Source organism: Franzmannia qiaohouensis, from assembly GCF_031451695.1.
GTDB lineage: Bacteria > Pseudomonadota > Gammaproteobacteria > Pseudomonadales > Halomonadaceae > Franzmannia > Franzmannia qiaohouensis.
Genome location: NZ_JARWAM010000003.1, coordinates 113,783 through 140,537, shown reverse-complemented (window position 1 = coordinate 140,537; position 26,755 = coordinate 113,783). Strand labels below are relative to the sequence as shown.

The window sequence follows — 26,755 nt, the reverse complement described above, 5'->3', positions numbered from 1 at the left end:
GGCGGTCGTGGACTACAAAGACAGTTGCATCATTCGGCACTTCAATCACTACTGTTCGTTATCGGAAGCCGACAAGCGCTTGCTCAACGACCTGGAGCAGAGCCCAACCGAGATCAAGGCCGGCGCCCAGCTCTGGGAAGAGGGCGATCGCGCAACGGAGTTCTGCACGTTGCGTACCGGCTGGGCCTACTCCTACCGGCATCTCGAGAATGGCAACCGTCAGATCCTCGAGGTGTATCTGCCTGGGGATATCATCGGCCTGCGCGAGTTCGCATTTTGCCAGCGCCTGGCAGGCGTGCAGATGATCGAGGATGGCGTGGTCTGCCACTTTCCCCACGCCCGCATGCTCGAGCTGTTCCGCCAGTCCACCACCCTTACCTCGGTGCTGTTTGCGATCTCCAGCCGCCAGCAGGCGCTATTGACCGAACGCCTGGTGAATCTGGCGCGGCGCAGTGCGCGCCAGAAGATGGCGCACTTCCTGCTCGAGATGTATGTGCGGCTGCGTCAGACCGAGCCCGACGGTGGCGCGGCCTTCCGGCTGCCGCTCTCCCAGGAGCAGCTGGCCGATATCCTCGGCCTCAGCCCGGTGCACGTCAGTCGTACCTTCAGCGCGCTGGGCGAGGACGATCTGGTGCATCGCGACCGCCACCAGCTGCTGATTCCCGATATGGAAGCGCTGGCCCACGAGGGTGAGTTCGACCAGTGCTACTTGACCGATAGCCTGCGGCCGTTGCTCGACGAAGTCGGTTAGCGCGCCGGGGGCTGGAAACCTACCCCGGGGTGGTCGTGGCAGTGCTGGATGCGATCGCCGATATTGGCGACCAGGTGGTCGACCAGCAGCCTGACCTTGGGCGAGAGATGGCGGTGGCGCGGGTAGACCGCCCATACCGCGGTATCGGTATGCTGGAAGGCCTCGAGCACCGAGACCAGCTCACCGGACTGCAGGTAGGGCTCCACGTAGTAGTCCGGCAGCTGTGCCAGCCCCAGCCCCTTGAGCGCGGCGTCGAGCAGCGCGGGTCCCGAGTTGGCCTGCCAGGGCCCATGAACCCTCACCTCGCGGCGTGAGCCGCGCACATCGAACAGCCAGAAGTCCCGCGACCCCAGCAGGCAGCGGTGATTGGCCAGCTCGGCCAGCGAATGTGGCCGGGCATGCTGTTCGAAATACTCCCGCGACCCCACCACGTACTCGCGGCGTTCGCACAGGCGTCGTGCGATCAGCGTCGAATCCTTGAGCACCCCCATGCGGATGGCAATATCGTAGCCTTCGTCGATCAGCTCCACCTGGCGATTGGTGAAGTGCATGTAGACCTCGAGTTGCGGGTAGAGGCGCTGGAAGTCGTTGACCAGCGGGGCCACGAAGCGCTCGCCGAAGGTCGTTGCCGAGGTCAGCTTGAGAATGCCCTTGGGGCGCCGCTGGAGGTCGTCGATGGCCGCCTCGGCCTCGCGGAAGCCGTCGAACAGATGATGGCAGTGCTCGTAGTAGAGCGCGCCGGCGTCGGTCAGGCGGATCTGGCGGGTGGTGCGGTAGAGCAGCTGGGTACCGAGCTGGTTCTCCAACTGCCCGACCAGTCGACTGACGTGGGAGTTGGATACCTTGAGGTGGCGCGCGGCGGCCGAGAAGGTGCCCAGCCGGACGACTTCGATAAAGGCCTCGATGCGATCCCAGCGTTGCATGATGGTGGTTTCCCCGTTGGATTATTGCTTGATGACAATAATCTTATGAGCTTAGCCCAGTTTATCCAGAGGCGATGCCTGACCTAGACTGACAAGACACTGGCGTGGCGCTCGGCAGTCGCCGACGCACGCCTCGACGCACGGGTCTACAGGAGTCCGCCAATGAAGTCACGCGCCGCAGTCGCACTTGAAGCCGGCAAGCCGCTGGAAGTCACCGAGGTCGACGTCGAAGGGCCCAAGGCCGGCGAGGTGCTGGTGCGCATTAAGGCCACCAGCGTCTGCCACACTGACGCCTACACCCTGTCCGGTGCCGACCCCGAGGGCAACTTCCCGGCGGTGCTTGGCCACGAGGGCGCCGGCGTCGTCGAGGAGGTCGGCGAAGGCGTCACCTCACTGGCCGTCGGCGACCACGTCATTCCGCTCTATACCGCCGAGTGCGGCAAGTGCAAGTTCTGCCTCTCGGGCAAGACCAACCTGTGCGGCAGCGTGCGCGCCACCCAGGGCAAGGGCCTGATGCCCGACGGCACCAGCCGCTTCTCGCTGGACGGCAAGATGCTGCACCACTACATGGGCTGCTCGACCTTCTCGGAGTACACCGTGCTGCCCGAGGTGTCGCTGGCCAAGGTCTCCAAGCAGGCGCCGCTGGACAAGATCTGCCTGCTCGGCTGCGGCGTGACCACCGGCATCGGCGCGGTGCTCAACACCGCCAAGGTCGAGCCGGGCTCCACCGTGGCGGTGTTCGGCCTGGGTGCCATCGGCCTGGCGGTGATCCAGGGCGCGCAGATGGCCAAGGCCAGCCGCATCATCGCCATCGACGTCAATCCCGACAAGTTCACGCTGGCCGAGCAGTTCGGCGCCACCGAGTTCGTCAATCCCAAGGACTATAGCGCCCCGATTCAGGAAGTGATCGTCGACCTCACCGATGGCGGCGTCGACTACTCCTTCGAGTGCATCGGCAACGTCAACGTGATGCGCTCGGCGCTGGAGTGCTGCCACAAGGGCTGGGGCGAATCGATCGTCATTGGCGTGGCGGGGGCCGGCGAGGAGATCTCCACGCGGCCGTTCCAGCTGGTCACCGGGCGGGTCTGGAAGGGCTCGGCGTTCGGCGGGGTCAAGGGTCGCACGGAGCTGCCGGGCTACGTGGAGCGCTACATGAACGGCGAGCTGAAGATCGACGAGTTCGTCACCCACGACATGCCGTTCGAGCAGATCAACGAGGCCTTCGAGCTGCTGCATGCCGGCAAGAGCATTCGTACTGTGCTGCATTTTTAAACGCGCCCGCTGCCGCGCGACTGTTAAACGCGCCCGACGCTGCGCGAAACGTTAGAGCAATACGCGCCACGGCTGTTGCTGAATCAGAGTGCGCGGAATTCCCCGGCTATCCAGTGGTGGCCGGGGTTTATCGGCTTAGAGGAGAACGCCACATGACCATGAGCGAACAGTTGGAGCTGGTGTCGGCCAACAAGTCCTTCGGCGGCTGGCTGAAGCGCTACAAGCACCACTCACGGGCGCTGGATTGCGAGATGATCTTTGCCATCTACCTGCCGCCCCAGGCCGAAAACGAGCGGGTACCGCTGCTATGGTGGCTGTCGGGACTGACCTGTAACGATGAGAACTTCATGCACAAGGCCGGTGCCCAGCGTCTGGCTGCCGAGCTGGGTATTGCCATCGTCTGCCCCGATACCAGCCCGCGGGGCACCGACCTGCCAGGCGAGCATGACAGCTACGACTTCGGCAGTGGCGCCGGTTTCTATGTCAACGCCACCCAGGAGCCGTGGTCGAAGCACTATCGTATGTACGACTACGTCTCCGAGGAATTGCCCTCGGTGGTGCGGCAGCACTTCCCGGTCAACGGCCGCGAGTCGATAAGCGGTCACTCCATGGGCGGTCACGGGGCGCTGGTGCTGTCGCTGCGCCGCCCGGGGCACTACGCCTCGGTGTCGGCCTTCGCCCCGGTCGTCAATCCTACCGCCTGCCCGTGGGGCAAGAAGGCCTTTAGCAACTACCTGGGCGACGATCCGGGTAGCTGGACCCAGTACGATGCCTGTGAGCTGGTGGCCAAGGGTGCCTCGCGACAGCCACTGTTCATCGACCAGGGTGAGGCCGATAACTTCCTCGAGGAACAGTTGCGTCCAGAGCGTCTGGAAGCGGTGTGCGCCGAGCACGACCACCCACTGACGCTGCGTCGCCAGCCTGGCTACGACCACAGCTACTTCTTCATCGCCACTTTCATCGAGGACCACCTGCGCTACCATGCCGAGCACCTGTTCAAGAAACGTTGAACGCTCAGCGATTATCCCTCCGCGACGCCGCTGCCTTGCAGCGGCGTCCTTGGTTGATGTCCGGCGACTGGTGCGACCTTCGCATGCCTCTTAGCGACACGATTGTCGCAGATTACTGCATCCCGGCAATGCGATAGGCAAATTTGAGCTGTGTTAACGGCGCCATGCGATTAAATTGCCGGGAAACGTGCCTATTCGCGACAGGCAAGCGACACCTAATAACGACAACAGCGGTCGTCGGTGGTACCGGCGGCCACTAAGCCAACCGTGCTGGAGTGACCCATGACATTTTCCCCCCAGGCCGCACGACCCCCAGCCGCACCCCAGACCCTGGGCTTTCTGCTGCTGGACAACTTCACCCTGATCTCACTGGCCTCGGCCATCGAGCCGTTGCGCATGGCCAATCAGCTGGCCGGTCGTGAGCTCTACCGCTGGTATACGCTGAGCCTCGACGGTGGACCGGTGCGTGCCAGTGACGGTCTGCAGGTGACCCCGGATGCCGCCACCGCTACGCCGCTGGCGCTCGACATGGTGATCGTTTGCGGCGGGGTGGGGCCCAACCGCAGCGTTCAGCGCGAACACGTTCACTGGCTGCAGTCCCAAGCGCGCCAGTCGCGCCGGCTCGGTTCGGTATGTACCGGCAGTTGGGCGCTGGCCCGGGCGGGGCTACTCGACGGCTACGAGACCAGCATCCACTGGGAGTGTCTGGCGGCCATGCAGGAAGCCTTCCCGCGGGTGGCGCTGACCACCCGCCTGTTCTCCATCGACCGCGATCGCGCTACCGCCTCCGGCGGCACCGCGCCGCTCGACATGATGCTCAACCTGATCGGTCGTGATCATGGCCGCGAGCTCTCGGCGGGCATTTCGGAGATGTTCATCTACGACCGGGTGCGCAACGAGCAGGACCAGCAGCGCGTGCCGCTCAAGCATGTGCTGGGCACTACCCAGCCCAAGCTGCTGGAGATCGTCGCCCTGATGGAGGCCAATCTGGAAGAGCCGATCGGCCTCGACGAGCTGGCCCACTACGTCGATGTATCGCGGCGTCAGCTGGAGCGGCTGTTCCAGAAGTACCTGCACTGCTCGCCGTCGCGCTACTACCTCAAGCTGCGCCTGACCCGGGCGCGGCAGCTGCTCAAGCAGACGCCGATGTCGATCATCGAAGTCGCCTCAGCGTGCGGCTTCGTCTCCACCCCGCACTTCTCCAAGTGCTACCGCGAGTACTTCGGCATGCCGCCGCGGGACGAGCGGCTGGGTATCTCGCGCCCGGGCCAGCGCGTGGAGGTGGCCGTGATCCACCCCGTCTCTCAGACCGACGCCTCCCCCGAGCTGGTATCGAGCGCGGTCGTGGCGCTGGCCCAGGCCCGTGGTGAACCGACCTATGCCAGCGTGCCGCTCTAGGCCGCCAGCCTCTTTACTATCCCTGCGTTGATAGCGTGCCCCGAATCTCGGGGCACGCTTGTTATACTGCCGGCATAGGTCATTCCGGGCGCACGGCGCCATCGATCCGAGGAGTCCTGCTATGGCCCTGGCCTGGCGACACCGAGTCTCGCTACGCGGCGTGCTGCGTGGTCTGCTGTATGCCGTGATCGGCTTCGTCGCCCTGTCGCTGCTGGTGGTACTGTTGTTTCGCGTGGTGCCGGTGTTTGGCTCGATGGTGATGGTGGAGCGCAAGGTCGAGTCCTGGGTGGCCCGCGAGCCGATCCGCATCGAGCACCAGTGGCGCGGCTGGGGCGAACTCTCCGACCACGCCAAGCTGGCGGTGATTGCTGCCGAGGACCAGCGTTTCCCGCATCACCGCGGCTTCGACGTCGATGAAATGCGGCGTGCCTGGGAAGCCAGCCGCCAGGGCGGGCGGCTGCGCGGCGCCAGTACCATCAGCCAGCAGACCGCCAAGAATCTGTTCCTGTGGACCGGGCGCAGCTGGCTGCGCAAGGGGCTCGAAGCGTGGTTCACGCTGCTGATCGAGGCCCTTTGGCCCAAGGAGCGCATCCTCGAGGTCTATCTCAATATCGCCGAGTGGGACAGCGGCGTATTCGGCCTGGAAGCGGCCGCCCAGCACTACTTCGGCGTCTCCGCGGCTCAGCTCAACGCCCACCAGGCAAGCCGCCTGGCGGCGATATTGCCCAGCCCGCGCAACTGGAGCGCCTCGCAGCCCAGCGCCCACGTCGAGCGGCGCAGCGCCTGGATCCGCCAGCAGATGAACAACCTCGGTGGAGCCAGTTACCTGGAGCAGCTCTGACAGGGCCTATCGAGATTACGACAGCCGTGACGCTTTTGGGATTTCCCCCGTCGTTTCCAAGCGTCGCCCGCGCCTAGGGCGGCGCTATGCTGCCGGCAAGTCCACGTCACTGCCGGAGCAATCCCCATGTCCCCGCTCGACCTGCATAACGATTCCGTCGTCATCGACGGCCTGATCATCGCCAAATGGAACCGCGAGCTGCTCGAGGATATGCGCCGCGGCGGCCTCACCGCCGCCAACTGCACCGTCTCGGTGTGGGAGGGCTTCCAGGCCACCGTCGACAATATCGTCAAGTCCAACCAGCTGATGGCCGAGTGCAGCGACCTGGTGCGTCCGGTGCGCACCACCGCCGATATCAGTCGGGCCAAGGAGGAGGGCAAGACCGGCATCATCTACGGCTTCCAGAACGCCCACGCCTTCGAGGACCAGATCGGCTACGTCGAGATCTTCAAGCAGCTCGGCGTGGGCATCGTGCAGCTGTGCTACAACACCCAGAACCTGGTCGGCACCGGCTGCTACGAGCGCGACGGCGGCCTGTCCGGCTTCGGTCGCGAGATCGTCGCCGAGATGAACCGCGTCGGCATCATGTGCGACCTCTCCCACGTGGGCGGCAAGACCTCCGAGGAGGTGATCCTCGAATCCCAGAAGCCGGTCTGCTACTCCCACTGCCTGCCCTCGGGCCTCAAGGAGCATCCGCGCAACAAGTCCGACGAGGAGCTCAAGTTCATCGCCGACCACGGCGGCTTCGTCGGCGTGACCATGTTCACCCCCTTCCTGCGCGCCGGCATCGACGCCACCGTCGATGATTATGTCGAGGCCATCGAGTACGTGATGAATATCGTCGGCGAGGACGCCATCGGCATTGGTACCGACTTCACCCAGGGCCACGGCCAGGACTTCTTCGAGTGGCTGACCCACGACAAGGGCTACGCCCGCCGCCTGACCAGTTTCGGCAAGATCATCAACCCCGAGGGCATCCGTACCATCGGCGAGTTCCCCAATCTCACCGAGGCGCTGCTGCGCCGCGGCTTCAGCGAGCCCCAGGTGCGCAAGATCATGGGCGAGAACTGGGTGCGGGTACTCAAGGATGTTTGGGGCGAGTGACGATAGCGGCTGAGATAGCCCTGTAGCGAGGAGCGACGGCCCGAAGACGCGGCTTAACCGGCGATAGGTCTATGAGGGGGCGCTGTAAACCCTTCCCTGGGCGCTACTTTTGCCATCCATGGCAAAAGACCCCCTCTACGACCTATCCCCGGCGCCGCTCACCTTGCATAACAACGATTTCGAGGAATTCAACCGTGACCAAGATGGCCCCCGAACTGCCCATCGAGGTGGATAGCGAGACCGGCGTGTGGACCACCGACGCCCTGCCGATGCTCTACGTGCCGCGCCACTTCTTTATCAACAACCACACCGCCGTCGCCGATGCGCTGGGCGTGGACAAGTACGCCGAGATCCTCTACCACGCCGGCTACAAGAGCGCCTGGCACTGGTGCGAGAAGGAAGCCGAGTGCCACGGCCTGGAGGGTGTGGACGTCTTTGAGCACTACATGCAGCGGCTCTCCCAGCGCGGCTGGGGCAAGTTCGTCACCGAGGCCATCGACCTCGACGCCGGCACCGCCCGGGTGCGCCTCGAGCACAGCGCCTTCGTCTATCAACTGGGCAAGACGGGGCACAAGGAGGAGTACATGTTCACCGGCTGGTTCGCCGGCGCCATGGACCAGATCCTCGCCGCGCGTGGCAGCGCGCTGCGCACCGTCGCCGAGCAGACCCAGAGTGGCGCCGAGCCGGGCTGCGAGGTGGGCATTTTCGAGGTCAAGCCGCTGGCAGGCGACGCCCGCTAACCCCGGGCGCGAGGAGTAATAACCATGGCATTCGACGCAATCTTCGAGCCGATCCAGATCGGCAAGCTGACCATCCGCAATCGCGTGGTCAGCACCGCCCATGCCGAGGTGCACGCCACCGACGGCGGCATGACCACCGACCGCTACGTCAGGTACTACGAGGAGAAGGCCAAGGGCGGCTGCGGCCTGTGCATCTGCGGCGGCTCCTCGGTGGTCTCCATCGACAGCCCTCAGGGCTGGTGGAGCTCGGTGAACCTCTCCACCGACCGCATCATCCCGCACTTCCAGAATCTCGCCGATGCGGTGCATCAGCACGGCGGCAAGATCATGATCCAGATCACCCATATGGGGCGCCGTTCGCGCTGGGACGGCTTCGACTGGCCGACCCTGGTATCGCCCTCGGGGATCCGTGAGCCGGTGCACCGCTCGACCTGCAAGACCATCGAGGAGGAGGAGATCTGGCGCATCGTCGGTGACTTCGCCCAGGCCGCGCGCCGGGCCAAGGAAGGGGGGCTCGACGGGGTCGAACTCTCCGCCGTGCATCAGCACCTGATCGATCAGTTCTGGAGCCCCCGGGTCAACAAGCGCGAGGACCAGTGGGGCGGCAGCTTCGAGAACCGCATGCGCTTCGGCATGGAGGTGCTCAAGGCGGTGCGCGCCGAGGTCGGCGACGACTTTGCGGTGGGCATGCGCATCTGTGGCGACGAGTTCCACCCGGACGGTCTCTCCCACGACGACATGAAGCAGATCGCCGCCTACTACGACGCCACCGGGCAGGTCGACTTCTTCGGCGTGATCGGCTCAGGCTGCGACACCCACAACACCCTGGCCAACGTCATTCCCAACATGTCCTACCCGCCGGAGCCCTTCCTGCACCTGGCGGCGGGCATCAAGGAAGTGGTCAGCGTGCCGGTGATCCACGCCCAGAACATCAAGGACCCCAACCAGGCCCAGCGCATCCTCGAGGGTGGCTACGTCGACCTGGTGGGCATGACCCGCGCGCATATCGCCGACCCGCACCTGATCGCCAAGATCAAGATGGGCCAGGTCGACCAGATCAAGCAGTGCGTAGGCGCCAACTACTGCATCGATCGCCAGTACCAGGGCCTCGACGTGCTATGCATCCAGAATGCCGCCACGTCCCGGGAGTACATGGGCCTGCCGCATATCATCGAGAAGAGCGAGGGCCCCAAGCGCAAGGTCGTCGTGGTCGGCGGTGGCCCCGGTGGCATGGAGGCGGCGCGGGTCGCCGCCGAGCGCGGCCACGACGTCACCCTGTTCGAGGCCGAGGAGGCCTTGGGCGGGCAGATCACCATCGCCGCCCAGGCCCCGCAGCGCGATCAGATCGCCGGCATCACCCGTTGGTATCAGCTGGAGCTGGCGCGCCTCAACGTCGACCTGCGCCTGGGTACCCGCGCCGATGAGGCGACCCTGCTCGACCTGCGTCCGGATATCGTGGTGCTGGCCACCGGCGGCCAGCCCTTCCTCAGCCAGTACCCTGAGTGGGGCTACGCGGAAAGTGCCGAGGAGAGCCTGGTGGTCAGCACCTGGGACGTGCTGTCCGGCAAGGTGGCGCCGGGCAAGAACGTGCTGATCTTTGACGCCATCTGCGAGTTCTCCGGCGTCTCGGCGGCGGACTACCTGGCCGACAAGGGCGCCAAGGTCGAGATCGTCACCGACGACATCAAGCCCGGCGCGGCGGTGGGTGGCACCACCTTCCCGACCTACTACCGCAGCCTCTACGAGAAGGAGGTGATCATGACCTCCGACCTGATGCTGCATAAGGTCTATCGCGAGGGCGATTCTCTGGTGGCGGTGCTCGAGAACGAGTACACCGGCGTCCAGGAGGAGCGGGTGGTCGACCAGGTGGTGGTGGAGAACGGCGTGCGGCCCGACGAGGCGCTCTACTTCGCCCTCAAGGAGCAGTCTCGCAACCGTGGCCAGGTGGACCTGGAGGCGCTCTACGCCGCCCAGGCGCAGCCTTGCCTGAGCGAAGCGGGGGCAGACGGCTTCCTGCTGTTCCGGCTGGGCGACTGCACGGCGCCGCGCAATACCCACGCGGCCATCTACGACGCGCTGCGGATCTGCAAGGACTTCTGACGGCGCATGTGTGGTCGGGTGCAGCCCGAGGGTATGCACAAGCCGCGCCTTCAGCGATTCGCCCGAGGCGAGACGCCGCAACGCGGTTCTGCCGAAGGGATTCGGCAGAGGCGTGGGGGCCAGGGATGGCCCTTCCACGCCGTGACCGCAGGTTGCCAGTCGAGAGTCGGAATAGCGAACGCGCGGCGCGCTTGTGGATGGCCCACGGCTGATAGCGCCGACAAGCGATGGCTGACCCCGTCAGGCCGCTAACGTCAAACCACCACTTCTAGCCTGCGAGGTGAGCGAGATGCTCGAGACCCTACTGCCGATACTCATCTTCGCCGCCCTGGGCCTGGCGGCGATCGGCGCCATTCGGCGCATACGCCTGTGGCGCCAGGGGCGACCCTCCGCCGTGCCGCTGCTCAAGGGCTTGGCGGCCCTGCCGCGCCGCTACCTGGTGGACCTGCACCATGTCGTAGCGCGCGACAAGATGATCTCCAATACCCACGTGGCCACCGCCGGTGGCTTCGTGGCTGCCGCCGTGCTGATGATCCTGGTGCATGGCCTGGGGCTCGGCGCTTCAGAAAGAATGGGGCCCGTGCTTGGCGGGCTGCTGCTGGCGGCCAGCGCCACCATGTTCGTGGGCAGCCTGTTCGTGGCCAAGCGGCGGCGCCATCCACCGGCGCGTCTCTCCAGGGGCCCCTGGATGCGCTTGCCGAAGAGCCTGATGGCGTTCTCGCTGGGCGTGTTCCTGATCACCCTGCCGACGGTCGGCGGGCTTCCGCAAGACGCTGGCAGCTGGCTGCTGGCCCTGATGCTGAGCGCGTTGCTGGTCTGGGGCCTGGGCGAGATGGTCTTCGGCATGACCTGGGGCGGGCCCATGAAGCACGCTTTCGCCGGCGCTCTGCACCTGGCCTTTCACCGCCGGGCCGAGCGCTTCGGCGGCGGCCGTTCCACCGGCCTCAAGGCGCTGAACCTGGACGATCCCGGCGCCAAGCTGGGGGTCGAGACGCCTAGCGACTTCACCTGGAACCAGCTGCTCGGCTTCGACGCCTGCGTGCAGTGCGGCCGCTGCGAAGCCGTGTGCCCGGCCTTCGCCGCCGGCCAGCCGCTCAACCCCAAGAAGCTGATCCAGGACATGGTCGTCGGCATGGCCGGCGGCAGCGACGCGGCCTATGCCGGCAGCCCCTATCCTGGCAAACCGGTGGGAGAGCACCGCGGTGATCCGCAAGGACCCATCGTCGCTTTCGAAGGCAAGGCCCTGGTGGATGCCGAGACCCTGTGGTCCTGCACTACCTGCCGCGCCTGCGTGGAGGAGTGCCCGATGATGATCGAGCACGTCGATGCCATCGTCGATATGCGCCGCCACCTGACCCTGGAGCACGGCAATACGCCCAACAAGGGTGCCGAGGTGCTCGACAACCTGATCGCCACCGACAACCCCGGCGGCTTCGATCCCGGCTCGCGGCTGCACTGGGCGGCGGATCTCAACCTGCCGCTGATGGCCGACGTCAAGCAGGCCGAGGTGCTGCTGTGGCTGGGCGACGGCGCCTTCGATATGCGCAACCAGCGCACCCTGCGCGCCCTGGTCAAGGTGCTGCGCGCCGCCGAGGTGGAGTTCGCGGTGCTCGGCGTTGAAGAGCGCGACAGCGGCGACGTGGCGCGGCGCCTGGGCGACGAGGCGACCTTCCAATCACTGGCCAGGCGCAATATCGCGACCCTCGCGAAATACCGCTTCCAGCGCATCGTCACCTGCGACCCGCATAGCTTCCACGTGCTCGGCAACGAGTACGGCGAGCTGGGCGGAAACTATGAAGTGCGTCATCACAGCACCTATATCGCCGAGCTGTTCGAGGCGGGGCGCCTGCACTTCGCACCCTGGAAGGGTGGCAGCGTCACCTATCACGACCCCTGCTATCTGGGCCGCTACAACGGCGAGTTCGAGGCACCGCGCAACGTGCTCAAGGCGCTGGGCATCGAGGTCAAGGAGATGCAGCGCTCCGGCTTCCGCTCACGCTGCTGCGGCGGCGGCGGCGGGGCGCCGATCACCGATATTCCCGGCGAGCGGCGGATTCCCGATATGCGCATGAACGACGTGCGCGAGACCGGCGCCGAGCTGGTGGCGGTGGGCTGTCCCCAGTGCACCGCCATGCTAGAGGGGGTGGTGGACGGCCCCGCCGAGGTGCGCGATATCGCCGAGCTGGTGGCCGATGCCCTGGTGGCGAATCCTCACAGGGAACATCCGGCCGCCGGGACAGCCGATTCTCCCCGCCGCGCCGCCGACAAGACGACCGCCGAGGAGGTGTCCTGATGAGCGAGATTCGTCGTCGCGATCCACGCCAAGAGTGGATCGCCCGCAACCGCCTGCATCCCGAGCACGCCAGCGTGCTGGCCGAACTGGGCCAGGCGCTGGCTGCGATAGAGTGGATGGGGCCCAACGGGGTGATGCGCAAGAACCCTCGCGCCATCGGCTTTATCGGCCCCAATGGCGTCAAGCGCATCGACCGTAGCGGTGCCCAGCAGGGCGGTCATGCGGCGGGTGCAACCCGCCAGGCGGCCCAGGATAGCCGCCGCGACGTCACCATCGAGGATCCCGCCTTCCTGGTGGCGGTGGTGCCGGACATGACCGGCGGGCGTCTCTCGGGTCACGACAAGGATCTGCTGGGCCTGGCCCGGCGCCTGGCCGATGCCGACCCTGACCGCCCCGGCGCGGTGCTGGCGGTGGTCTTCGGCGAGCATAAGGAAGATGCCTTTGGCGAGGCAGGCATCGATCGACTGCTGCACATCAACGCTGACGCCTACGCCGGCTTCGCCCCCGAGGCGCGCCTGGCGGTGCTCAGCGCGGTGGAGCGGGAGCTGGCGCCGCGGCACTGGCTGCTGCCCGACTCGCCCCTGGGCGGGGCCGACCTGGGGCGGCGCTTGGCGATGCGCCTGGGCGAGGGAAGGAACCAGCGCCCTGCCACCGGCGTCTGGCAACTCGAGGCCGATGGCGAGGCCCCCTTGGGCTGGCGCTGCACCGCCCGCGGCGCGGCGGGCAGCCTGGATATCCAGCGCCCGCTGCCGAGGGTCGCGCTGGCGCTGGCCGAGTGTGCCGAGCCGGTGGACGAGACCCGACACGCCGCCGAGCCGCTGCGCCTCTCGGAGACGATCCCCAGTGCCTTCTCGCGGATCGAGGACCTGGGTCAGGTCGCCGTCGACCCCGCCGGGGTGGCGCTGGCCGAGGCGGAGTTCATCCTCTCCGGTGGCAACGGCGTCAAGGATTGGGACGGCTTCCACCACGCCGCCAAGGTGCTCGGCGCCACGGAGGGCGCCTCCCGGGTGGCGGTGGACGATGGCTTCATGGCGCGCGATCGCCAGGTGGGGGCCACCGGCACCTGGGTCACCGCCCGGGTCTACCTGGCGGTGGGCATCTCGGGGGCCATCCAGCACCTACAGGGCATTCAGCGCTGCGACAAGGTGGTGACCATCAATCTCGATCCCGGATGCGACATGATCAAGCGCGCCGACCTGGCGGTGATCGGCGATAGCGCCGAGATCCTCGCCGCCCTGGTGGCCAAGGTGGAACAGCAGCGAGGAGGACAGCGCGATGCGGCCTGAACAGCAGGGAGTCGAGGTGGCGGTACTGGTCTCGGTGGGGCGTCATCCGATTACCGGGCGGGCGCGCCGCGCCGATCAGGATGCCCGGGGGCTGGAGCTGGCCCTGGGCCTGGAACGCCAGCTGCCCGGTAGCCGGGTGAGACTGCTGCACGCCGGCCCGCGCGACGAGGAGAGCGAACTGGCGCTGCGTGGCTACCTGGGCATGGGGCTGGACACCCTGACCCTGCTCGAGCAGGCCGAGGGCTGCGATGCCATCCCGGCCCTGGCCGAGCACCTGGCCGCGGCGCCGCCGCAGCTGGTGATCACCGGGGCCCGGGCCGAGCGCGGCGAGGGCTCGGGGCTGCTGCCCTATGCCCTGGCCGAGCGCCTGGGCTGGCCGCTGGTCAATGGGCTAGCCGCAGTGGAGAAGGTGGAGAATGGCGTGGCAACGCTGCTGCAGGCCCTCCCCCGGGGGCAGCGGCGTCGCCTCGAAGTGCGGCTGCCGGCCATCATCAGCGTGGATGAAGCGGCGCCGGCGGCGCGCCAGAGCGCCTTCGGCCCGGCTCGCCGGGGCGAGCTGGCGGCCACTGCGGTGGCTGCTGAACCGGATCATGAACTGGCCGAGTGGCAGCTGACGCCGGCGCGCAAGCGGCCCAAGCGCCTGAAGATCGTCAAGGCGGCCTCGGCCCGGGACCGCTTCAAGGCCGCCGCCGCCAAGGCGGAGGGCGGCAGCGGCCAGGTACTCGAAGGTGTCTCGGCGGAGCAGGGCGCCGAGGCGATCTTCAAGTTGCTGAAAGAAGAGGGCGTGCTGCGCTAGCCTTGTCCGAAGTACCCACCAAGCAATGACCCCGGCCAAGGCCGGGGTCATTGCGTTTAACCCGCTGTCGTTATGCAGGCGACAACGCCGTCAGCTCAGCATTGGCCACATGCGCCAATAAGCCACAACCCCGGCCGAGGCCGGGGTTGTGGCGTTACAGCAAGGGACGCTTGCGTATCAGGCCGGCTTGGCTGTCGCCAGCCCGCGCTGCTCCTCCAGCAGTCCCTTCACCAGGCAGAAGGCCATGCCCAGCAGTACCAGGGTGAAGGGCAGCCCGGTGGCCACGGCCCCCGCCTGCAACGCCCCCAGCGCCGTGCTACCGCCGCCGTAGAGCAGGATGCCCGCGATCACGCCTTCCAGCACTGCCCAGAACACACGCTGGCCACGGGGGGCGTCGGTCTTGCCGCCGGCAGTAATGTTGTCGATCACCAGCGACCCGGAGTCCGACGAGGTGATGAAGAAGATCAGCACCAGCAGGATCGCCAGGCTGGAGGTCAGGGTGGTTAGCGGCAACTGCTCGAGCATCTGGAACATCGCCAGCGAGACGTCGCTGATGCCGTCGGCCAGGGCGCCGACACCGGCGGCCGACTGGTCCAGGGCGGTGCCACCGAAGGCGCTCATCCACACCAGGGTGACCAGGGTCGGCACCAGCAGTACGGCGATCAGGAACTCACGCACCGTGCGGCCGCGGGAGACCCGTGCGATGAACATGCCGACGAAGGGTGACCAGGAGATCCACCAGGCCCAGTAGAACACCGTCCAGCCGTGGTACCAGGTGGTATCGTCGCGGCCTACCCAGTTGGAGAGAGGCACGACATGGCTAACGTAGGCCAGGGTGGTGCCCCATAGATTGTTGACGAACAGCAGCACGCCGCCGGTGGCGATCACGAACACCAGCAGCGCCAGGGCGATCATCATGTTGATGTTGGAGAACAGCTTTACGCCGCCGTCGATGCCGCGCCACACCGAGAACAGCGCCACGGTGGTGACCACCACGATGATGGCCAGCTGGGTGCCGATGGTATTGGGCACGCCGAACAGGTAGTTGAGACCGCCCGCTGCCTGGGACGCACCGAAGCCTAGCGAGGTGGCCAGGCCGAAGATGGTGGCCAGCACCGCGATGATGTCGATGATGTGGCCGAACCAGCCGCGTACCCGTTCGCCGAGGATCGGCGTGAAAGCCGAGCGCAGGGTAAGCGGCAGGCCGCGATTGTAGGCAAAGAAGGCCAGTGACAGACCCACCACGGCATAGATCGCCCAGGGGTGCAGGCCCCAGTGGAACATGGTGGCGCCGATCGCCGCGCTGGCCCCGGCCGGGGTGTGCGCTTCGGCATTGAGCGGGGTGCCATACCAGTCGGTGTAGTAGGCCACTGGCTCGGCCACGCTCCAGAACATAAGGCCGATGCCCATGCCGGCGGCAAACAGCATGGCGAACCAGGAGGTGGTCGAGTACTCCGGCCGGGCCTTGCTGCCGCCCAGGCGAATGCGCCCCACTGGCATGGCAATCAGCGCCAGGCACAGCAGCACGAAGAGGTTGCCGGCCATCATGAACAGCCAATCGAAGTACTCGATCGACCAGCCGCGGGCGGCGGTGAGGTGGCTGTTGGCGGCGTCTGGATAGATCAGGGCGTAGAGGATGAAGGCCAGGATGGCCAAGGCCGAGAGAGGAAAGACGGGATGATGGAAGTCCATCCCCAGCACCTGGGTATTGTCTTGCCCAGGCGACAGGATAGGCGCCTCGTCATGGTTCATGGGGTTACCTCTGGGGTTGTTATTGGCGTCTCTTGCAGGGTGCCGGTTGTGACGCAACACCGGGCTAGGCTTTGTACGAAAACTGCCTGCGCTCGCCCATACGGCGTTAAAAATCGGCTCAAAGTACTCATTTACACCCCGTAAACTCCGTCTTTTCGCCGATTTTTGCCTTGTCTGGCCATCGCTCGCCGACTTTTCGTACAAAGCCTAGCCATTGTTGTGCCCACGCGGCGGCGGCAGTGTCGTGAAAGCGACCTGCGGTTGTCTTGTTGGGTCTTGAGGTAGGTGGGATTGGCCGAGCGACCCTCGGGGGCGGTGATGCAGATACCCACCGGGGCAGTCTCGATGCCTCGCTGGGTGTTGTGCGGGTGTTAGCGAGCGTTCCAGCCCGACGTGCTCGGGCTGGCGCTCCAGCGGCGGATCAGCCTTGCGGCATGCCGGGTTGCTGCTGCGCCTCGCTGCGCAGGTCGAGAAGCACGTCACTCAAGGAGTGCTGGCAGAGCGACTCCAGGGCTGGGCGCGCATAGTAGAAGCCCTGCTGGCGCTGGATGCCCTGACGGGCCAGCCACAGGGCCTCTTCGCGGGTCTCGACGCCCTCGGCGATCAGGCCGATATCGAGCTCCTTGGCGAGGCCGTGCACCGCGCGCAGGATGGCCTGCCGACGACAGTCCTGGTCGCAGCCCATGACCAGCTCTCGATCGATCTTGAGCTTGTCGGGGCGCAGGTCGGTAAGCAGGTCCAGGTTGGCGTAGCCGTTGCCGAAATCGTCGATGGCGGTGGTGAAGCCCATGTTGCGGTAGGCGTCGATGATGCCGCGCAGGTGTTGGCGGTCCTTGACCAGCTCGGTCTCGGTGATCTCGAAGACGATTCGATCCGTCGGCCAGCCGACCCGCTCCGAGACCTCCAGTGTGGCCTGGATGCAGGCGCTGGGCTCGTAGACCGCATTGGGAAGAAAGTTGATCGACAGGCGCTCCTGCATGCCCAGGCGGCTGGCCAGCTCGATGGCCTTGACCCGGCACGCTTGGTCAAAGCGATACATCAGATCGTCGGTGACCTTGGAGATAATGCTGTAGGCCGACTCGCCGGCGGGGCCACGCACCAAGGCTTCGTAGCTGACAATGCTGGCGGACTCGATATCGACGATGGGCTGGAAGGCCATTGTGAAATCGAAGGGAAGTGGAATGTCGCAGCGACCGCACTGGCTGTCGACCCTGGCGCAATGACCCATGAGCGTTTCCTGTGTTCTTGCCGATCTGATAATAAGGTTAGACGACTATTACTCTAGTATCGGCTCATCTGCCCGGGACTTTAGCTGCACGCTTGGCTGCATGCTGCTTGCCTTTGACCGTCATCACCACGCCGCCAAGCGCGATTGCCATGCCCAGCAGGGCCGTCGGAGGCAGATGCTCGCCGAACAGCCACCAGGCCTGCAGCGCAGTGACCGGGGGCACCAGGTAGAACAGGCTTGCTACCCGCGATGCCTCGCCGCGCTCGATCAGCGCCATGAGCAGCAGGATGGCGGCGATCGACAGGATGCAGACCAGCCAGGCCAGGGTTAGCGCGAAGGTCGGCGTCCAGTCGATCTGACGTGACTCGAACAGCAGCGCACCTACGCCGAGCAGGGCCCCGGCGGCGAGGTACTGCACCACGGTGCCCGAGAGCAGCGGCATGGTGGTACAGAAGCGCTTCTGATAGAGGGTGCCGCAGGCAATCCCCAGCAGCGCCACCAGCACGGCCAGCAGGGCGGGCAGGCCAAAGCCCTGAAACAGTGCCGCTCCGGGGTCGAGCTTGCTGCCCAGTACCATGGCAATACCGACCAGGCCGAGGCCCAGTCCCAGCCACTGCCAGCGCGACAATCGCTCATCGAGGAGTGGCCCGGCAAGCGCGGCGGTAAGCAGCGGTTGCAGGCCCACCAGCAGCGAGGCAAGCCCTGCCGGCATGCCCAGGTAGATACCGTAGAAGACGCCGCCCAGGTAGGCGCCATGCACCAGCAGGCCACTGATGGCGATATGCCCCCACAGCGCGGCATCCCGCGGCCAGCTCCCTTTGAAGAAAAACACCAGTGGAACCAGCAGCGCCAGGGTCAGGGCGAAGCGCACGAACAGGAAGGTAAAGGGCTCGGCATAGGGCAGCCCGTACTTGGCTCCGATGAAGCCGGTGCTCCACAGCAGCACGAAGAGTACCGGCATCGCGGCGAGGGCCAGGTGGCGAGGATGTTGGGTGGGCATCGATGGGTTCCTTGTTCCCCAGGCGGGCGATCAATCGAGCGAAGAGGTTACGCCTTGGCTGCGGTGGCGAAAAGCCGCGGCGGCTGCGGAGTGGCCCAAGGCCCTATATTTAGGTGATAACTCATCGCATCCCGTTGCCCGCTTGCTGCCGGTACTCCCATGGGAGCGGGGCTGGCAGGTTGGTAGTCTCTCGCCCGTCTGTGTTTTGCGACTATTGTAACTATTATGGATATTGTCTGTTTCTTTCTGTTACTCGAAAAATATGAACCCTCTTGGTGCGCCGCCGTCACAGGGGGGCACATATTCAAGCAACACTCTGGAGGTATTGATATGCAACGGATGACTGCCCTGTTCTCTGCAGCACTGCTGACTGCTGGTTTGTTCTCTGCCCAAGCAGCCTTCGCCCAGGATCCCGCCCAAGATCCTGCACAAGACCCCGCAGCGGCGCCGGAGCAGCAGGCGGCACCCGCTCAGGATTTCTCCGATCAAGAGCTTCAGCAATTTGCCGATGCGTCTCAGGAAATCGCCATGATTTCTCAGGAGTACACTGAGCGTCTGCAGGGCGCCGAAGACGAGGCGACCCAGCAGGAAGTCCGCATGGAAGCCAATGACCGCATGGTCGAAGTCGTCGAAGACAGCGGTCTGGACGTCGATACCTTCAATGCGATCGGCCACACCATCCAGCAAGACCCGCAAATGATGCAGCGCGTTCAGGAAATGGCTGAACAGTCGTAAGCTGCCTCAGCGTCGACTCCCATCGACAGCATGAGCGTCAAGGGCCGCCACTGAGCGGCCCTTGGCGTGTCTGGGCGACGCCGGGATGGCTCACGGCGACGCCAATCCCCACCGGCGGCTTTACAGCAGGCGCCGGGAATATCAGACTTCAAACAATAACGCCGGGCCGGGAGCGGACATGGACATCGAACTGCTGGAGATTCGCGAGCAGCTGGCCCGCTTTGCCCCCTTCGACGGTCTGAGCGATGCGCACCTCGATAGCGTGGCCGGGCGTATCGAAGTTGCCTATTTCAAGGCTGGCAGCGATATATTGCAGCTCGGCGATGCCATCGAGGACCTGCACTATATCCGCAGCGGCGCGGTGGAGATCTTCTGGCGCAACGGCGAGCTCTACAACCGGCTCAGCGAAGGCGACATCTTTGGCCACTACAGCCTGTTGCGGAGCCGCAAGGTGCATTTTCCCGCCAAGGCCCTCGAAGACACCCTGATCTACTTCATTCCCGGTGACGTGTTCCGCGAGCTGTGCGACCAAGACGAACACTTTGCCGATTTCGTCGAATTTGGCCGTACGCGGCTCAAGGCGGCGGTCGAGGAGCAGCACAAGAGCAATGACATGATGATCACCCGGGTGCGCAAGCTGGTATCGCGTCGCCCGCTGATGATCGAGGAGAGTGCCAGCGTTCAGGAGCTGGCACAGCGCATGAACGAGGAGAATGTCTCCTCGGCGCTGGTGTTGTCGACGGAGGAAGGCGACCCGCGCTACCAGTTCAACGATCCTGAGGGGCAAAGCTGGACCCTCAAGGGTATCGTCACCGATCAGGATCTGCGTAACCGCGTGCTGGCTGAAGGGCTTAGCGTGTCGACCCGGGTCGGCGAGATCGTCAGTTCACGGCTGATCAGCGTACAGTCCGACAAATCGGTGCACGAGGCGATGCTGTCGATGCTGCGCAACAACGTGCATCACCTGCCGGTGCTCCACCGGCGCCGGCCGATGGGCGTGCTGCATCTCTCCGACATCATTCGCTACGAGACCCACAGCAGCCTCTACCTGGTCAGCAACATCTTCCATCAACCGGATGCCAAGGGCCTGGCGCGCCTCAAGCCCGACGTGCGCGAGGCCTTCGTGAGGATGGTCGAGGAGGGCGCCAACTCGCACATGGTCGGCTCGGCGCTGTCGACCATCGGCCGCAGCTTTACCCGCCGCCTGCTCGAACTCGCCGAAGAGGAGCTGGGGCCACCGCCGGTGCCGTACTGCTTCATGGCGCTGGGCTCGATGGCGCGCAACGAGCAGAGTATCGTCACCGACCAGGACAACGCCCTGATCCTCGACGACCGCTTCGACCCGGCCCAGCATGACGACTACTTCGCGACCCTTGCCAAGCGCGTCAGCGATGGTCTCGACGCCTGCGGCTACACCTACTGCAAGGGTGACGTCATGGCCACCAACCGCCAGTGGCGTCAGCCGCTGGCGGTATGGAAGGGCTACTTCAGCGACTGGATCGATAACCCCAATCCGGAGCACCTGCTGCACAGCTCGATCTTCTTCGATCTCGATAGCGTGCATGGCGAAGAGGCCTTCGTCGAGCAGCTGCAGGACCTGGTGGCCCGCAAGGCGTCCGAGAGCCCGCTGTTTCTCGCTGCCATGGCGCGTAATGCCCTGGGCCGGACGCCGCCGCTGGGCTTCTTCCGCACCTTCGTGATGGAGAAGGACGGCAAGCAGAACAACACCATCAATATCAAGCGCCGCGGCACGGCGCCGATGGTCGACCTGATTCGTGCGCACGCCCTGGCCTGCGGCTCGCGGGCACAGAACAGTTTCGAGCGTCTTGACGATATTTCCAAAACCCAGCTGCTGCCGGCCGGCACCGGCGACAAGATCCGCTACGCCTTCGAGTTCCTGTCGATGGTGCGCATTCGCCACCAGGCCATCGATCTGCGCGAGGACCAGGAGCCCGACAACAACATCGCGCCCAGCAATGTCTCTGACAGCGAGCGTCACCATCTCAAGGACGCCTTCCAGCTGCTCAGCAATGCGCAGAAGTTTCTCAAATTCCGCTACCCCATGCCGTCGCGGCGCTGATCGGCATGCTCTCGTTGCGTTCGCTAAAGCCCTCGACTCCCAGCTGGCCCGACTACCTGGCACGGCGTGCCGGTGAGGCCCGCGACCCCTGCGTGGCCGATTTCTTCGCCTCCAGCCAGCTGGCGCCGGAAACGCCGATCGGTGAAGCGCCGCTGGTGGCCATGGACATGGAAACCACCGGTCTCGATGAACGGCGCCATGCCATCGTCAGTATCGGCCTGGTGCCCTTTAGCCTGAGCCGCATCCGCCTGGCCGAGCGCCGCTATTGGGTGGTGCGTCCGCCGCGTCCGCTGTTGCGCCAATCGGTGGCCTTTCACCACATCACCGACTCAGAGATCGTCGATGCCCCGGACCTCGACGAGATCATCGATGAGCTGCTGGCCGCCCTGGCGGGGCGTCTGGTGGTGGTCCACTACCGGCACATCGAGCGGCCGTTCCTCGACGCTGCGATGCAGTCGCGGCGCAGAGAAAGCCTGCGTTTCCCGATGATCGATACCATGTCGCTGGAAGCACGTATTCATCGTCAGTCGCTGTGGGCGCGCTTTCGCCGCTGGATGGGACGCCCGCCGGTATCGATTCGCCTGCACAACAGCCGCGAGCGCTACGGCCTGCCGCCGTATCAGGGGCATCATGCGCTGATCGACGCGCTGGCCACCGCCGAGCTGCTGCAGGCGCAGATCGCTGCCCGGCATCAGCCGGGCACGCCAATCGGCCAGCTCTGGAGTTGAATGTCAGGCATGAAAAAGGCGGCCCGTGGGCCGCCTTTTTTTCGCGCTAGTCGATGAGGGTCAGCCGCGGGGTTCGCTCATCAGTCCCTTGACGATGGCGTAGCAAGCGACCAGTAGTACCAGGGTGAAGGGCAGACCGGTGGAGATCACCGCCGCCTGCAGCGCCGCCAGGCCGCCTCCGAGCAGCAGTGCGATGGCGATGGCGCCTTCGATGATCGCCCAGAAGATACGCTGCGGCTTGGGCGCGTCGACCTTGCCCCCGGCGGTGATGGAGTCGATCACCAGCGAGCCGGAGTCCGACGAGGTGATGAAGAACACGATCACCAGCACGATAGCGATGAAGGAGGTGATCTCGGTCAGCGGCAGGCCGGCCAGCATCACGAACAGCGCATCCGCCTCGCCATCGAAGGTCCCGGTGAGCAGCTGGTCGATACCGGCGCTACCGAAGGAGGTCATCCACAGCACCGAGACCAGCGACGGCACCAGCAGCACGGCGATCAGGAACTCGCGCACGGTGCGCCCGCGCGAGACCCGGGCAATGAACATGCCGACGAACGGTGACCAGGAGATCCACCAGGCCCAGTAGAAGGCGGTCCAGCCCTGGCTGAAGTTGGCGTCTTCACGGCCGAAGGGATTGGACAGCGCCGGCAGGTTGGTCAGGTAACCCAGCAGGTTCTGGAAGAAGCCGGTGGCGATCATCAGCGTCGGGCCGACGATGATCACGAAGGCCAGCAGCAGGAAGGCCAGGCCCATATTGAGCTGGGAGAGGCGCTGCACACCCTTGTCGACGCCGAGCAGGATGGAGCCCATGGCGATGACGGTGATGCCCATGATCAACAGCACCATGGTGGTGTTGGTGTTGGGAATGCCAAACAGGTCGTTGAGGCCGTTGGTGGCCTGCTCGGCGCCCAGCCCGAGGGAGGTGGCCAGGCCGAACAGGGTAGCGAACACCGCCAGGATATCGATCAAATGCCCCGGCCAGCCCCATACGCGCTCCCCCAGGATCGGGTAGAAGATCGAGCGCATGGTCAGCGGCAGGCCCTTGTTGAAGGAGAACAGCGCCAGGGCCAGCGCCACCACGGCGTAGATGCCCCAGGGGTGCAGGCCCCAGTGGAAGATGGTGGCGGCCATGCCCAGCGCTACGGCGCCGGCCTCGTCGCCTTCGGCGCCGCCCAGCGGAGCCCAGTCGGTGCGCGCGCCGTTCTCGCTAGCGACGCCCCCGAGTGCGGCCTGGAAGTGGTCCATGGGTTCAGAGACGCCGAAGTACATCAGGCCGATGCCCATGCCGGCGGCAAACAGCATGGCAAACCAGCCCGCATAGCTGAAGTCCGGCGTTGCATCTTGTCCGCCGAGACGCACCTTGCCGAGTGGCGTGAAAATCAGCGTGATCGAGAGGAGCACGAAGATGTTGGCGGCCAGCAGGAAGAACCAGGCCATGTTGCTGGTCAGGAAGCCGAAGGTGGCGTTGAAGAGCGGTGCCACTTGCTCCTGCAGGGCCATGGTGATGATCACGAAGAACACCACCACGAGGGAGGAGATCCCGAATACCTTGCCGTGGAGGTCGACGTTGAAACCCATCGGCGACGCCTTGGTATTATCCTGACCGATCACATAGTCGGTATCGATCAGGTTGGCGGGGCCTTCTGGTGCGGGAATGCCTTCGGAGCCTTCTTGCCGCTCCTGGGAAGAGGGATCTTGAGAATTCTTTTCCACTGCGAAATCTCCCTTGTGCGTATGTTGTGATGGCTCAGGGTTATTGTGACGCTTTACCAGTGAATTGCCAGGCAAGTGGCCGATAAGATTCAGACGAATTCGACACCTGAGCCATTATTGGACAGGTCGCGCAGCGCCGATATCGCCTAAGCGACCTCGCCATATCTGACCACTATCCCACGAAGACAGGCCCGCCAAATGGCGGGCCTGTTGCGCGGCGCCTAACAGCGGCGTCGGTCGGGATCACATCAGTTATTGACGGTTTCGCCGACCGTATCGCCGATGCTTTCGGCACCTTCTCGGGTGCGCTGCCAGGCGCTCTGGGCGCCCTCGCGAGTGGCTTCCCAGGCCTCGGCAGCGTTCTCGCGGGCCTGATCCCACCAGTCACTATCGTACTCGGGAAGATCGGCGAACTCTTCTGCGGTGGCATCGACATACACACGGTGCACGGTGTCACCGTCTTCGTCGGTCTCGGTTTCCAGCCGGTAGTGGTCGTTGTCGAGCACCACATCGCGGCCGCCAAGACCCAGGGTGGCACCTGTTTCGATGACGATGGCCTGAACGCTCATGTCGTCGTCGAGCAGGATATCCTCGACGTCGCCGACGTTCTCGTCCGGATCGCTGTCCAGATAAACATCGGCATCCATGATCGCATCGGCCGAGTAGAGGCCTTCGACGTCGGCCTGGGCGGTACTCGCCAGTGCCATGCCGCCAGCGGCGAGAGAAATGCTGAGTGCGAGAGTGGTCTTGCGCATGCTGTGATCTCCTCGATAGTCCTTTCGTGGTGTCACTGTGTGGGTGCCGTTTACAGCTTGGCGGCCCAGTCGTTGGCGCGTTTTTCCGCTTCTTCCTTGGTAATGCCGTACTTGGTCTGCAGTTTACCGATCATTCGATCCTTCTTGCCGGCGATCTGGTCGAGCTCATCGTCGGTCAGCTCGCCCCAGCTCTCGCGGGCCTTGCCTTGAAATTCCTTCCAGCGTCCTTCTATCTGGTCCCAATTCATGGTGGCTCCTCCTTGTGGTTACCATGATCCGTATCCGCAGCGTGACCTGCCCGCGACCCTGACGTCGTTTTCAGGGAGGCGTTCGCCGTGTGTGGCGAACATAGCGGCTATGCTATATGGCAGACTGGCTGTGACAGCGCATCCTTTCTGCGACGTGCACCCCTAAAGATAATGCCGATTTATAGAACTTCAATGCAACGATAACAAATTGTTTCATTTTTGGCCGGTGCCATTGCCACGACGATGAGTGATTCAACGACAACGAGCACGCCCATGACCGAGACCCCCGTGACCCCCGTGCGCCGCTTCCGCGGCACGCCCCGCGGCCGCGAGCTGGCCCCCGAGGCGCTGACGGCGCTGCGAGTGCTGCTTGGCGACGAGCGCGACGCCCCCTCGCTACAGCGCCGCGATCTGCTGATCGAGCACCTGCACCTGATCCAGGACCACCACGGCCACTTGTCGATGGCCAACCTGCGCGCCCTGGCCGCCTACATGAACCTGCCGATGGCGACGCTGTATGAGACCGCCACCTTCTACGCACACTTCGATGTGGTCCACGACGACCAGGCGCCGCCGCCGGCGGTGACCATTCGTGTCTGCGACTCGCTGTCCTGTCAGCTGGCTGGCGCCGCGGCGTTGCAGAGCGAGCTTGAGGCCGGCGCCGACCCGGCCCAGGTGCGCGTGCGTCGTGCGCCCTGCATGGGCCGCTGCGAGAGCGCGCCGGTGGTCGAGGTCGGCCACCGCCATGTGCTGCACGCCAGTCGCGAGGCGGTGGAGACTGTGGTCGACACCGGCCATTTCCATCCCGAGGCCGTCGACTGGCAGCGGCTCGATGCCTACCGCGACGAGGGTGGCTACCGGCTGCTTGAGGCCTGCCGCGATGGTGAGGTGACGGTCGAGAGCTTGATGCAGACCCTCGAGGCGGCCAATCTGCGCGGCTTGGGCGGGGCCGGCTTCCCGACCTTCAAGAAGTGGTACTTCGTGCGCCAGGAGCCGGGGCCGCGCTACTGCGCGATCAACGCCGACGAGGGCGAGCCGGGCACCTTCAAGGACCGTTACTACATGGAGCAGGCGCCACACCGCTTCCTCGAGGGCGCGTTGGTCAGCGCCTGGGCGGTGGACGCCGAGGCGCTCTACATCTACCTGCGTGACGAATACCCCGGCCTGCACCGCGTGCTGCACGAGGCGATCGCCGAGCTCGAGGCCGTCGGCCTGATCAGTCCCGGCTACGTGGTGATGCGGCGCGGCGCCGGCGCCTATATCTGTGGCGAAGAGTCGGCAATGATCGAGTCGCTGGAGGGCAAGCCCGGCAAGCCACGCCACCGGCCGCCGTTCGTCGCCCAGCGCGGCCTGTTCGACCGGCCGACCCTGGTCAACAACGTCGAGACCGTCTACTGGATCCCGCTGATCTGGCAGCGCGGCGCCGAGTGGTTCGCCGGCCACGGCCGACACGGACGCAGCGGCCTGCGCAGCTTCTCGCTCTCCGGGCGGGTCAAGCGCCCCGGCGTGCACCTGGCCCCGGCGGGCATCACCCTGAATGAGCTGGTCGAGGAGTACGGCGGCGGCATGGCCGACGGCCATCGCCTCGCTGCCTACCTGCCGGGAGGCGCCTCCGGCGGCATCCTGCCGGCCAGCAAGGCGGATATCCCGCTGGACTTCGACACCCTGCAGGCCGAGGGCTGCTTTATCGGCTCGGCGGCGGTGATCGTGCTCTCGGACCGGGACGACCTGCGCGGCGCGGCCGCCAACCTGCTGGGGTTCTTCGCCGACGAGTCCTGCGGGCAGTGCACGCCGTGCCGGGTCGGCACCGAGAAGATGTTGACCCTGCTCGAGCGCGACGAGTGGCATGTCGCCGACCTCGAGCGGCTGTCCCAGGTGATGATGGACGCCTCGATCTGCGGCCTCGGCCAGGCGGCGCCCAATCCGGTGCTGGGCCTGCTCAAGGATTTTCGCAACGAGCTTGCCGCCCAGCACGTGATCGTCAAGGGCTAAGGGAGATGAG

22 protein-coding genes are annotated in these 26,755 nt (G+C 65.3%); 15 read left to right on the top strand and 7 right to left on the bottom strand.

The annotated features are described in order from the left end of the window. Window positions 1–7 precede the first annotated feature (7 nt). On the top strand, window positions 8–751 hold the full coding sequence (locus tag QC821_RS04805) for a Crp/Fnr family transcriptional regulator (RefSeq protein WP_309717757.1): 744 nt from the start codon (window positions 8–10) through the stop codon (window positions 749–751). On the opposite strand, the gene QC821_RS04800 is transcribed toward QC821_RS04805, so the two are convergent. Beyond that, window positions 748–1,674: a LysR family transcriptional regulator gene (locus QC821_RS04800; protein WP_309717754.1), complete on the bottom strand. Its 927-nt coding sequence runs from the start codon at window positions 1,672–1,674 to the stop codon at window positions 748–750. The genes QC821_RS04805 and QC821_RS04800 overlap by 4 nt on opposite strands. 162 nt (window positions 1,675–1,836) lie before the next feature. Between QC821_RS04800 and QC821_RS04795 the strand changes: the two genes are divergently transcribed. From QC821_RS04795 to etfB, 10 genes are all read left to right on the top strand, one after another. Next, on the top strand, window positions 1,837–2,946 hold the full coding sequence (locus tag QC821_RS04795; RefSeq protein ID WP_309717750.1) for an S-(hydroxymethyl)glutathione dehydrogenase/class III alcohol dehydrogenase: 1,110 nt from the start codon (window positions 1,837–1,839) through the stop codon (window positions 2,944–2,946). Window positions 2,947–3,098: 152 nt separating this feature from the next. After that, window positions 3,099–3,956: an S-formylglutathione hydrolase gene (gene fghA, locus QC821_RS04790; RefSeq protein WP_309717747.1), complete on the top strand. Its 858-nt coding sequence runs from the start codon at window positions 3,099–3,101 to the stop codon at window positions 3,954–3,956. A 282-nt stretch (window positions 3,957–4,238) separates the two neighbouring features. Then, a complete protein-coding gene (gbdR, locus tag QC821_RS04785; RefSeq protein WP_309717744.1) occupies window positions 4,239–5,354 on the top strand; it encodes a choline metabolism transcriptional regulator GbdR in 1,116 nt (371 codons plus the stop codon). A 121-nt stretch (window positions 5,355–5,475) separates the two neighbouring features. Beyond that, window positions 5,476–6,195 (top strand): monofunctional biosynthetic peptidoglycan transglycosylase, encoded by a 720-nt coding sequence (gene mtgA, locus QC821_RS04780; protein WP_309717741.1) that lies wholly within the window; start codon window positions 5,476–5,478, stop codon window positions 6,193–6,195. A gap of 126 nt (window positions 6,196–6,321) precedes the next feature. After that, entirely contained in the window at window positions 6,322–7,299 is a 978-nt protein-coding gene (locus QC821_RS04775; protein ID WP_309717739.1) for a dipeptidase, read from the top strand. A 194-nt stretch (window positions 7,300–7,493) separates the two neighbouring features. Continuing rightward, entirely contained in the window at window positions 7,494–8,039 is a 546-nt protein-coding gene (locus QC821_RS04770) for a DUF5943 domain-containing protein (RefSeq protein ID WP_309717736.1), read from the top strand. A gap of 24 nt (window positions 8,040–8,063) precedes the next feature. Then, on the top strand, window positions 8,064–10,139 hold the full coding sequence (gene dgcA / locus QC821_RS04765; protein WP_309717733.1) for a dimethylglycine demethylation protein DgcA: 2,076 nt from the start codon (window positions 8,064–8,066) through the stop codon (window positions 10,137–10,139). A gap of 289 nt (window positions 10,140–10,428) precedes the next feature. Next, entirely contained in the window at window positions 10,429–12,432 is a 2,004-nt protein-coding gene (locus tag QC821_RS04760) for a (Fe-S)-binding protein (RefSeq protein WP_309717730.1), read from the top strand. Next, complete coding sequence (gene etfA, locus QC821_RS04755) at window positions 12,432–13,718, top strand: electron transfer flavoprotein subunit alpha (RefSeq protein ID WP_309717727.1); 1,287 nt, start codon at window positions 12,432–12,434, stop codon at window positions 13,716–13,718. The genes QC821_RS04760 and etfA overlap by 1 nt, the downstream gene beginning before the upstream one ends. After that, a complete protein-coding gene (etfB, locus tag QC821_RS04750) occupies window positions 13,708–14,514 on the top strand; it encodes an electron transfer flavoprotein subunit beta (protein WP_309717724.1) in 807 nt (268 codons plus the stop codon). Before etfA ends, etfB begins: the two co-directional genes overlap by 11 nt. Before the next feature lie 177 nt (window positions 14,515–14,691). Here etfB and QC821_RS04745 read toward each other — a convergent pair whose 3' ends face one another. The 3 genes from QC821_RS04745 to QC821_RS04735 form a co-directional block, all read right to left on the bottom strand. Further along, window positions 14,692–16,266 (bottom strand): BCCT family transporter, encoded by a 1,575-nt coding sequence (locus tag QC821_RS04745; RefSeq protein WP_309717721.1) that lies wholly within the window; start codon window positions 16,264–16,266, stop codon window positions 14,692–14,694. Between the two features lie 421 nt (window positions 16,267–16,687). Beyond that, window positions 16,688–17,494: an EAL domain-containing protein gene (locus tag QC821_RS04740; protein WP_309717718.1), complete on the bottom strand. Its 807-nt coding sequence runs from the start codon at window positions 17,492–17,494 to the stop codon at window positions 16,688–16,690. 64 nt (window positions 17,495–17,558) lie between these two features. After that, window positions 17,559–18,494: a DMT family transporter gene (locus tag QC821_RS04735; RefSeq protein WP_309717715.1), complete on the bottom strand. Its 936-nt coding sequence runs from the start codon at window positions 18,492–18,494 to the stop codon at window positions 17,559–17,561. A gap of 330 nt (window positions 18,495–18,824) precedes the next feature. Between QC821_RS04735 and QC821_RS04730 the strand changes: the two genes are divergently transcribed. From QC821_RS04730 to QC821_RS04720, 3 genes are all read left to right on the top strand, one after another. Then, window positions 18,825–19,229: a DUF4168 domain-containing protein gene (locus QC821_RS04730; protein WP_309717713.1), complete on the top strand. Its 405-nt coding sequence runs from the start codon at window positions 18,825–18,827 to the stop codon at window positions 19,227–19,229. Window positions 19,230–19,407: 178 nt separating this feature from the next. Beyond that, window positions 19,408–21,309, top strand: coding sequence for a DUF294 nucleotidyltransferase-like domain-containing protein (locus QC821_RS04725; protein WP_309717710.1), 1,902 nt, complete (start codon window positions 19,408–19,410; stop codon window positions 21,307–21,309). 5 nt (window positions 21,310–21,314) lie between these two features. Next, complete coding sequence (locus QC821_RS04720) at window positions 21,315–22,037, top strand: 3'-5' exonuclease (protein ID WP_309717708.1); 723 nt, start codon at window positions 21,315–21,317, stop codon at window positions 22,035–22,037. Window positions 22,038–22,097: 60 nt separating this feature from the next. On the opposite strand, the gene QC821_RS04715 is transcribed toward QC821_RS04720, so the two are convergent. The 3 genes from QC821_RS04715 to QC821_RS04705 all read right to left on the bottom strand — a co-directional run bounded on the left by QC821_RS04715 (window position 22,098) and on the right by QC821_RS04705 (window position 24,753). Further along, window positions 22,098–23,750 (bottom strand): BCCT family transporter, encoded by a 1,653-nt coding sequence (locus QC821_RS04715; protein ID WP_309717705.1) that lies wholly within the window; start codon window positions 23,748–23,750, stop codon window positions 22,098–22,100. 248 nt (window positions 23,751–23,998) lie between these two features. Next, window positions 23,999–24,505 carry a PRC-barrel domain-containing protein gene (locus tag QC821_RS04710; protein WP_309717702.1) on the bottom strand — a complete coding sequence of 169 codons (507 nt, stop codon included), beginning with the start codon at window positions 24,503–24,505 and terminating at the stop codon, window positions 23,999–24,001. 50 nt (window positions 24,506–24,555) lie between these two features. Beyond that, window positions 24,556–24,753 carry a CsbD family protein gene (locus QC821_RS04705; RefSeq protein ID WP_309717698.1) on the bottom strand — a complete coding sequence of 66 codons (198 nt, stop codon included), beginning with the start codon at window positions 24,751–24,753 and terminating at the stop codon, window positions 24,556–24,558. A 273-nt stretch (window positions 24,754–25,026) separates the two neighbouring features. Between QC821_RS04705 and QC821_RS04700 the strand changes: the two genes are divergently transcribed. Continuing rightward, window positions 25,027–26,745, top strand: coding sequence for an NADH-ubiquinone oxidoreductase-F iron-sulfur binding region domain-containing protein (locus tag QC821_RS04700; protein ID WP_309717695.1), 1,719 nt, complete (start codon window positions 25,027–25,029; stop codon window positions 26,743–26,745). Window positions 26,746–26,755: the final 10 nt, after the last annotated feature.